Here is a 9,493-nt window from a genome sequence, read left to right as displayed (position 1 = left end):
CCCCATAACCAAACATACTCGCAACCTCCATCAGCTGCTTTACTAATTTTAAACAACGTGCATTATCGGATGTTAAGTTGTCTCCGTCAGAAAAGTGAAAAGGATAAATATTGTATCGTACCGGATCATATTTTGTATCAATTAGTTCTAATGCTTTTCGATAAGCAGATGAACAAATCGTTCCACCGCTTTCTCCCTTATTAAAGAAATCTTCCTCTGAAACAACCTTTGCTTCCGTATGGTGGGCGATAAACTCGATATCTACCGTTTCATATTTCGTTCGGAGAAAACGAGTCATCCAAAAGAAAAAGCTTCGTGCCATATATTTCTCCCAACGTCCCATTGAACCACTCGTATCCATCATTGCAATGACTACGGCCTTCGATTCTGGTTTCACAACTTCATTCCACGTTTTAAAGCGTAAGTCATCATTATAAATTGGAACAATGCCTGGTCGGCCTTCAAGGGCGTTGCGCTTAATTGCAGATAAAATGGTTCGCCGTTTATCAATGTTGCCCATTAACCCTTTCTTACGTATATCGTTGAAGCTAATATCTTCTAGAACAATTTCATTTTCTTCTTTCTTCTGTAAATTCGGCAGCTCTAATTCTCGAAACAGTAATTCCTCCAACTCCATAATAGAAACTTCTGCTTCAGAATAATCAACACCAGGCTGATCACCTGCCCCTTGCCCTTTTCCAGACCCCTTTTGGTTATCACCATTCGGATCACGGGCAACGACATCTCCAACCTTACTATCTCCCTTCCCTTGACCGACATGCTTGTTTTTATCGTAATTATATCGAATCTTATATTCATCTAATGACCGAATTGGAATACGAATCACATCACGCCCATTTGACATGATAATATTTTCCTCACTCACAAGATCAGGCAGATTTTTCTTAATGGCTTCCTGTACTTTTTCTTGATGCCTACGTTGATCTTGATAACCTTTTTGGTGTAGAGACCAATTTTCTTGTGAGATAACAAATTGACGATGGTTGTTATTTTCCATGTGATTCCCTCCCTTTTTATTATTTCCATTCCATAGTCACAAATTGACATTGATTAACATATACTGTTGACGTCAAGATTAGTTCCTACATGGCGAATTTTTAAAATAACTTACTCTATCTTATGCAGACAAGAAGAAGAGTTGCTAATAAATTCTGACAAAATGCTGTAACGAAAAAGGACAGGCTATTCACCCGTCCTTGTCCATTTATTTCACTATGCCTGCATCAGTAATCGGCCAAAAACGCAAATCAACTTTTCCAACAATATCTTCCATTGGAATAAAGCCGAGTCGCCGACTATCAAGACTATTTGGTCGGTTATCACCTAATACGAACACATGCTGATCAGGTACAACCTCTTCTATAATAAAATCGCGTGTATAACGCTTTTGCCCCTCACCTTTTAATCCTTCGAGAAAGGCTCCTCCATTTCTACACCGTTAATATACAACGTATCATTCATATATGATATTTGATCACCTGGCAATCCAATCACACGTTTTATATAATCATCTGTTTCGGTTGCATGAAAGACAACTAAATCAAAACGTTCTGGCTCGAAAAAATCATATCCCACTTTATTCACAATAAAAACGCTCGCCATCAAAAACGTTTGGTTCCATTGATTCACCCTGTACCTCATAGCTCGTAAAGAGAAATGTACGTATTAAAAAAGCAATAAGTAAAGCAATCACAATCGCTTTTATCCATTCAAGCCACTCATTTTTATTTTTCTCTACCATCATATCCCGACCTATCTGCACCTTTTACTTAAATTTACCACTATTAATGTATCATCACAAGGTTCAAGTTTAAATTGTTGGTTCCATTTGAACAAAAAAATCTCCATGTGACTTCATTAAATAAATGAAGTCACATGGGGAAAAGTAATAAACTTATCAATATTAGAGCCTCTATTCATTATCCTAACATTTAAATAAAACTCAATTACCTATTAAGTAAACTCCCTACATAACGTAGCAACTCGTTTGCTGATACGGAATTATAACCGTGCTTATCAATTAAGCGAGCGATCACTTCATTAATTTTCTTCAATTGTGATTCATCTGGTGTTTTCGTTGATGTTGTTATTTTCACGATGTCCTTTAAATCTGCAAAGAGCTTCTTTTGAATCGCTTCTCGTAATCGTTCATGTGAATTGTAATCAAACTTTTTCCCTTTCCGAGCATAAGCCGAAATACGAATTAGGATTTCTTCACGAAAAGCTTTTTTCGCATTTTCTGATATTCCAATCTGTTCTTCAATCGAGCGCATTAACTTCTCGTCTGGAGTCATTTCCTCCCCTGTTAATGGGTCTCGTAGTTTATTTTGATTACAATAGGCTTCAACATTGTCTAAATAATTATCCATCAGTGTTTTAGCGGACTCATCATATGAATAGACAAATGCCTTTTGCACTTCCTTTTTCGCTATCGTATCATATTCTTTCCTCGCTACAGCAATAAAATCCTTATAGCGTTCTCGATCTTCTTTCGTAATCGATGCGTGTTCGTTTAATCCTTCCTTAATTGAACGTAAAACATCAAGTGCGTTGATTGATGTTAACTGTTTACGAATGATCGCAGAAGAAATACGATTAATGACATAGCGTGGGTCAATTCCGCTCATTCCTTCATCTGGGTATTCCTGTTTTAAATCCTCTACATCTTGGGAATTAAAGCCTTCCACACTTTCTCCATCATAAAGTCTCATCTTCTTCAATAAATCAATGCCTTGCTTTTTTGGTTGCTGCAATCGGGTTAAAATCGTAAAAATAGCGGCCACCTTTAACGCATGAGGTGCGATGTGAACATGAGATAAATCACTTTCTTGAATCATTTTTTTATAAATACGCTCTTCCTCTGACACTTTTAAGTTATATGGGACCTTCATTACAATAATTCGCGAATGTAATGCTTCATTTTTCTTATTGGCAATAAATGAACGATACTCTGATTCATTCGTATGAGCGACAATTAATTCATCTGCACTAATTAATGCAAAACGCCCAGCCTTGAAGTTCCTTCTTGCGTAAGTGAAAGTAAATGCCAAAGGAATTTCTCATCACATTTGAGCATTTCTTGAAATTCCATCATGCCACGATTTGCTTTATTCAATTCTCCATCGAAGCGATACGCTCTTGGATCAGATTCCGAACCATACTCGGCAATCGTTGAGAAATCAATACTTCCTGTTAAGTCAGCGATATCCTGTGATTTCGGATCTGAAGGACTGAACGTTCCAATTCCCGTTCTCTTATCTTCTGAAAAAAGATTCGTTCAACCATCACATCTTCAATTCGCCCATTATATTCTTCTTCAAGTCTCATCATATTTAATGGAGATAAATTTCCTTCAATTTTAATACCATATTCCTCAAAAAAATCTTTCCGGAGATGGGACGGTATTAAATGCAGTGGGTCTTCATGCATTGGACAACCTTTTATCGCGTAAACGGCTCCTTTTTCTGTTCGTGAATACTGCTCTAGCCCTCGTTTTAACATTGTTACGAGTGTCGATTTCCCACCGCTTACTGGTCCCATTAATAATAGAATTCGTTTACGTACATCTAAACGCTTCGCAGCTGAGTGGAAATATTCTTCTACTAGCTTTTCTAGTGCTTCATCAACGCCAAATAGCTGATCTTTAAAAAATAAATAGTTTTTCTTCCCGTTATTCTCCTCAACCCCAGCATCTTTAATCATGTTGTATACGCGAGAGTGAGCGGTTTGAGCAATCCACGGCTTCTCTTTCAATAGCTCTAAATACTCAGCAAACGTCCCTTCCCATTTCAAATGTTCCTCTTCTTCTCTGAAATGCTCAATTTTACGTAAGATTGACATGATGCGTAACCTCCATCCTCATGGTCAGAGCAAGATTAATTAACCATATGCAATAGGAGAAACCATCATGCATAATTACATAAATATGCCCCATTTCTTTTAAATGGTGATAAAATAAGAATGAAACTGAATGAGAAAAGAGTGTAGTAGAATGATAAAAATGACAATTGGTTGGATCTTTACTGGATTGGCGTGCCTCATCTTTTCCTTTTTTCTAATTGAAGCGACAGCTGAAATGAAAGAGGTCAAAACCCTTTCAGAAATTATGGGCGAAAAAATTGATTTTCAAACTATTGATCTAGCATCTAATAGTTATATGTATGACCAGCATGGAGATTTAATCTCCGAGCTTTACAGTGAGCAAAATCGAATATACTTACCTTACGAAGAAATACCTAATGAAGTTATTGATGCTTTTATCGCTACAGAGGATCAGCGCTTTTTCGAGCATCGAGGTTATGACGCCATAGCCATGGTACGAGCGTTATTAGCTAATGTACGCCAACAAGGAATAGAAGAAGGTGCAAGTACAATGACGCAGCAGCTTGCCCGAAATCTATTTTTAAGCCATGACCAAACATATAACCGGAAAATGACCGAAATTCTATACTCACACGAATTAGAGAAGCATTATACTAAAGAAGAAATTATAGAACTGTACATTAATTCGATCTATTTTAGCAATGGAGTATATGGGATTGAAGCTGCAAGCTATTATTATTTTAATAAGTCTAGCCATCATCTATCAATAGCTGAAACGGCTTTTTTAAGTGCAATTCCGAATAATCCAAGCCATTACGATCCCCTGCAGAATTTTGATAATACGCTCCTTCGCCAAGAATGGATTTTGCAAAAGATGCTTGAATCCGGATATATTTCTGAAAAGGAATTTGACGAGGCATTAGATGAGAAGATTCAATTAAATCAGCGTCATCGTGTAGATGAGTTTCCTGATTACGTTACTTATATTTACAACGAATTAACTGAACTCGTATCAACATCGGAAGGATTTTCATCGAGACTCGCACAGGCCGACACAGATGAAGCTCGCCAAAAAATTGAAAGTGAATTACAAGACCACGTTCAACAGCTCATAGAAAGTGGTGTCCATATTGAAACTGCTCTTGATCCATATAAACAAAATCAGATCCAAAAGGCGGTCCAACGCTATTTGCCTGAAGACGATATCCAAGCTGCAGTTGCAATCATTGATCATAACAATCATGAACTTGTCGCACTTAGTGGAGGAAAAGGCTATAAAAAGTTTGATTTCCACCGTGGATTTCAAGATTTTCGTCAGCCTGGCTCTGCAATGAACCACTACTAGTTTATGGGCCGTATATTGAAGAAACAGGTTCATCGATTTCAAGCCAAGTTGATGCTTCAAAAATTTGTATCAACGATTATTGTCCAAACAATTATGGAGATCGTGAATATGGTCAGGTTTCAATGACAACAGCATTTAAGCACTCATACAATACACCTGCTGTTCGTTTATTACAGCAAATTGGCATTGAAACAGCCTTCTCTTATTTAGAGCCTTTTTCCTTTTCACGAATCGTTTCTGACGATTATGTCCATAGTGCAGCACTAGGTGGATTAACGTATGGAGTTTCTCCATTGGAAATGACACGTGCTTATACAACGTTTGCTAATGATGGTGAATATACACCTTCTTACGGCATTCGGGCTGTTAAAGATGAAAACGGAACGCTTCTATATAGCTGGGAGCTTCAATCTGAACGTGTTTGGTCTCAATCGACTAACCAAAAAATGCGCTCACTACTAGAAGAAGTGATTAATAGTGGCACAGGAAGACAAGCAAACCTTTCCGCAGCCTATCGCGGTGGTAAAACTGGAACAACTGATGAATATCGAAATTTATGGTTTGTCGGATTAACAGATCAATATACAGCCGGGGTTTGGATTGGAAATGATCAAAACAAATCTATTGAAAAAGTTAACAACCGTTCTCCTCATCTTGATATATGGAGAGAAAGTCTGAGATAATGTCCTTCCTTACATGACATAGTTTATTAAAATAGTAAAAGCAAAAAATCCGAACGATTCTGCAATGATTCTTCCGGATTTTTTATTTATCTTTTCCTGTACTGATTTGTCTATTACATTTGTAAAGCAAGAATCCTCTATTGTTTAATTCTAGACCTTTTCCAAACCATCTTCAAACTACCGATGACAAGAAGTAGCATTCCGAAAATCAACCACTGATATTGATTATTAGCAGTATCTGGAAGGGGCTTATCTCCCTTTTCCATTTGTTCTTCGTCTAGCTTTTCTTCCGTTTTATCTTCTGGTTTTTCCTACGGTTTGCCTTCTGGTTTTCCTGTTACTACTAAAAATGTACGTCATCACTTTGAATAACGTATGTAACGAAAGTAATGGTTTATTAAAATGGTAATACAAACGTAGGAAATGGCCTGAAATGATTTTTTAAACAAAAAATAGATCCGGTCATCCACAATGATAACCGAATCCACTTTTGTCTAAATCTTTTAAATTGGTAAACTCGCCATAAAACTATTATAAAGGCGAATTAGGGCATAACCAATGGAAATAACGAATGCACCCCAAAAGAAAACCTGAAAGAATATAAAACCGACTAGACCTGAGAACGACAAAGCATCACTTACTTTATAAATTAAATAGACAAAATAAACAAAATTAGCTAGTAAAATAAGTGCAACGATGATTAAAATATAATTAGCAACAAGTAATGAGGCAATACTTGCAACAAGGAATATCCATGAACCAGCTCTCGCTTTCGATAACTCTGTCCCTTCCTCATCCTTGGAGAAAAAGAGCATCGATAATTCTATGGTCGTATCAGCAATTAATTTTAGGGCTGAGAAAATCATAAAGAAACATAATAGTAACAAAAATAATAATGTCAATTTAATGCCATTCTCTGAGATAAATTCCAACATCCCGCTGAAAATCCCCATATCTACTAGTGCATCTAAAATTAACCCTTGAACATAAATCGCCAATGATAAACTAAAAAGTACAATTGAAATTAATGGGAAATGACTTGTAATATAACGATTTGTCATAAACGCTTCTCCATTTCTAATTATTATAATAAGTATGTAATGATTGTGAATTTGTCTTTCTCATATTTCATTCTAGGCCAAGTTGATTTATAATAAATAAGATCATGTCGCAAGGAGGCTATGATATATGGGAACGATCCTTATCCTTGGAGTATGTGTAGTATTCTTTGTTGCACTGTTTACAGCAGGCTATGAAGGAAACCCTCACAAAAACTAACACATGAAAAAATCGATCAGACTCGCATTAGAGCTGGTCGATTTTTTTGCCTTTATGTTAAATTCAAAAATCCTTGTTGACGAATCGCCTCATAAATGACGATTGCAGCTGTATTCGATAAATTCAATGAACGAATATGCTCTGTCTGTGGAATTCGAAAACAGCGATCAACATTTCGTTCAATAATTTCTTTTGGGATCCCCGTTGTTTCTCGACCAAAGACAAAGAAGTGATCCTTTTCTATATTTGAATAGTCAAATTCACTATAATTTCTCTTTCCAACTGTTTCAATAAAATAAAACTCACCTTCTGGATACCGAGCAAATAGCTCGTCCAATGAGTCATAATAACGAATTGTTACACTTGGCCAATAATCACAGCCAGCACGCTTTAACATTTTATCATCAGTTGAAAAGCCTAATGGTCTGATTAAATGCAACGTCGTATTCGTCCCTGCACACGTTCGAGCAATATTGCCAGTGTTTGCTGGAATCTCAGGTTGATACAACACAATATGAAGCCCCACGCGCTTCACCTCACTCTTTCTAATCATAATATTGTAAACGAAATTAATTATATCATAAGATCAGCAATGCGTTTAAAAAATAATTCAGAAATAGTTACGTGCATATGTACACCGTCTATAAAGATTGTAGTGTAACCCTATTCATACAACTCTATATGTAAAAAGAGGAATCAATAGCTTTTCACTATTTAATCCCCCTCTCAACATTAAATAAGAATATGAAAAAATTTATACTGTATTTGCGATGTCCATGCAGTTGAATCCTCATACTTCCAATAACGCATCCGGCTATTGGTTGTTTGTGCATTCACTAATGGCTCACCATTGGCATCCTTCGCAACGACAATCGTGGAATGCTGCCATCTTCCATCTCCGTTAAAATCATAAAAGATAACATCACCTGGTTCTAATAAATCAGCCCTCTCTCTTTCTTCTCCTCTTAGACCTGTTTTGCTCCACTCAAATACCAACGTAAGGCGTTCGCAACCGACCAACTATAACTCCAGTTATTACCACTATACCACCAGCCTTTGGATCGATTAGAAAAACCGTGCATTTCTGCACCTCCTGCTCGCAAACATTGTGAAATAAAGTTCGTACAGTTGTTTTCAAATTTTTGATATTGAGGATTGTAATCATTCCACCATCTTTCAGCATATTGAACAGCCTTTCTCCGATCATACGTAGCTCGATAAGGGGCTGCTTGTTCTTTTTCATCTGATAATTCTTCCCCTTTAAATTCAATAAATTCCTCGATCCTGCCCTCCATACTTATTTCTTGATCTGAAAGTAACCTTTCATGCTGGAATTTGGCTCTCCGTTCACTTTCCTTCTCCTCTAAATAGCACCCATCCTTCACTTTAATCAAATATTCCTCATGCTGTACATAGTCAACCACAACTTGCTGATCAAAAGTCGTTGAACGTATCACATCGCCTTCAACAAATGAACGAACTATCGTAGCCCCACGCTGTAGATGCATTTGTATTGCTCGGTCAATCTGCTTCTCTCTAAGCTCATGTCCCGTTACAAATGAGCGACAACGTTCCTCAATATAATCGTGTAAATGATGAATAACGTTATTTGTCATAGTCCCACCCCTTTCTATAACCGTATGCACTTAATCTGCGTTACATTAAAAAAATGAAATATTTAAGTGGAATCATTTATTAGATGAAATGTAAAAGAGGCGGAGACAAAAACTTTGCTAGAAGCATAAGAAAGCACTAAAGGGATATCCCTTTAGTGCTTATCATGAATATTATGAAGAGATCTTTTCAATAGCCCCTTCTAAATAGAGGAGCTGCTCCTTTTTCTCTAGTCCACCGCCATAACCGACCATATTCCCATTACTGCCGATAACGCGATGACATGATGATAATTGGCACTGGATTTTGATTATTCGCACCACCAATTGCTCGAACGGCACGAGGTGCTCCAATTCGTTCTGCAATTTCCTTATAAGAAACTGTTTTGCCATAACCAATTTGCATTAAGGCTTCCCAAACCTTCTTTTGGAATGGTGTTCCACATAAATCTAATGGGAGATCAAATGCGATCCTTTCCCCTTTAAAATATTCTTCTAATTGAGTACAATACGGACGAAGAGTTTCAGTACAGTGAACGATATTACCACAGCGACCTTGCTTTTTCAGCCACACCTTTAAGCTTGCTTGACATGAGGACATCTCGCCATAATAAAGATGACAGAGTCCTTTTTCAGATGCTACTAACGTTAGTGGGCCAAGCGGGCTATTCATCTCATCAACGTAATGTGTAGATTGATTTGACATCTATCGACCCTTCCTTCCTATTGTC

Annotated in this window: 7 protein-coding genes and 4 pseudogenes; 1 reads left to right on the top strand and 10 read right to left on the bottom strand. The window is 37.1% G+C overall.

Features of this window, described 5'->3' with window-relative positions:
- The 5 genes and pseudogenes from yhbH to JCM19034_RS17665 form a co-directional block, all read right to left on the bottom strand.
- Positions 1-1,018: sporulation protein YhbH (gene yhbH / locus JCM19034_RS17675; RefSeq protein WP_062051850.1), on the bottom strand; the 1,018-nt coding region annotated here is incomplete at its 3' end.
- Between the two features lie 207 nt (positions 1,019-1,225).
- A pseudogene (gene lepB, locus JCM19034_RS25325) lies at positions 1,226-1,399 on the bottom strand (signal peptidase I); the annotation flags it as partial.
- A gap of 23 nt (positions 1,400-1,422) precedes the next feature.
- Positions 1,423-1,650: a signal peptidase I gene (lepB, locus tag JCM19034_RS25320; RefSeq protein ID WP_370622187.1), complete on the bottom strand. Its 228-nt coding sequence runs from the start codon at positions 1,648-1,650 to the stop codon at positions 1,423-1,425.
- Entirely contained in the window at positions 1,598-1,762 is a 165-nt protein-coding gene (locus JCM19034_RS25315) for a S26 family signal peptidase (protein WP_370622186.1), read from the bottom strand. The genes lepB (JCM19034_RS25320) and JCM19034_RS25315 overlap by 53 nt, the downstream gene beginning before the upstream one ends.
- A gap of 205 nt (positions 1,763-1,967) precedes the next feature.
- Positions 1,968-3,861: pseudogene (locus JCM19034_RS17665) on the bottom strand (PrkA family serine protein kinase).
- Between the two features lie 151 nt (positions 3,862-4,012).
- Here JCM19034_RS17665 and JCM19034_RS17660 point away from each other — a divergent pair.
- Positions 4,013-5,871: pseudogene (locus tag JCM19034_RS17660) on the top strand (transglycosylase domain-containing protein).
- Positions 5,872-6,374: 503 nt separating this feature from the next.
- On the opposite strand, the gene JCM19034_RS17655 reads toward JCM19034_RS17660, so the two are convergent.
- The 5 genes and pseudogenes from JCM19034_RS17655 to JCM19034_RS17640 form a co-directional block, all read right to left on the bottom strand.
- The gene (locus JCM19034_RS17655; protein WP_062051847.1) at positions 6,375-6,932 is read right to left on the bottom strand and encodes a DUF5366 family protein; all 558 of its coding nucleotides are present in this window, start codon (positions 6,930-6,932) and stop codon (positions 6,375-6,377) included.
- A 269-nt stretch (positions 6,933-7,201) separates the two neighbouring features.
- Positions 7,202-7,675: a tRNA (uridine(34)/cytosine(34)/5-carboxymethylaminomethyluridine(34)-2'-O)-methyltransferase TrmL gene (gene trmL / locus JCM19034_RS17650; protein ID WP_062051845.1), complete on the bottom strand. Its 474-nt coding sequence runs from the start codon at positions 7,673-7,675 to the stop codon at positions 7,202-7,204.
- 206 nt (positions 7,676-7,881) lie between these two features.
- On the bottom strand, positions 7,882-8,145 hold the full coding sequence (locus tag JCM19034_RS24295) for an amidase domain-containing protein (protein WP_269431728.1): 264 nt from the start codon (positions 8,143-8,145) through the stop codon (positions 7,882-7,884).
- Positions 8,115-8,765 carry an amidase domain-containing protein gene (locus JCM19034_RS24290; RefSeq protein WP_269431727.1) on the bottom strand — a complete coding sequence of 217 codons (651 nt, stop codon included), beginning with the start codon at positions 8,763-8,765 and terminating at the stop codon, positions 8,115-8,117. The genes JCM19034_RS24295 and JCM19034_RS24290 overlap by 31 nt, the downstream gene beginning before the upstream one ends.
- A gap of 171 nt (positions 8,766-8,936) precedes the next feature.
- A pseudogene (locus JCM19034_RS17640) lies at positions 8,937-9,468 on the bottom strand (methylated-DNA--[protein]-cysteine S-methyltransferase).
- Positions 9,469-9,493 lie beyond the last annotated feature (25 nt).

It is taken from the genome of Bacillus sp. JCM 19034 (genome assembly GCF_001310635.1).
Lineage (GTDB): Bacteria > Bacillota > Bacilli > Bacillales > Bacillaceae_D > Halalkalibacter.
Note: the sequence above shows the minus strand (reverse complement) of the source record. Positions and strands in the feature narration are given on the sequence as shown.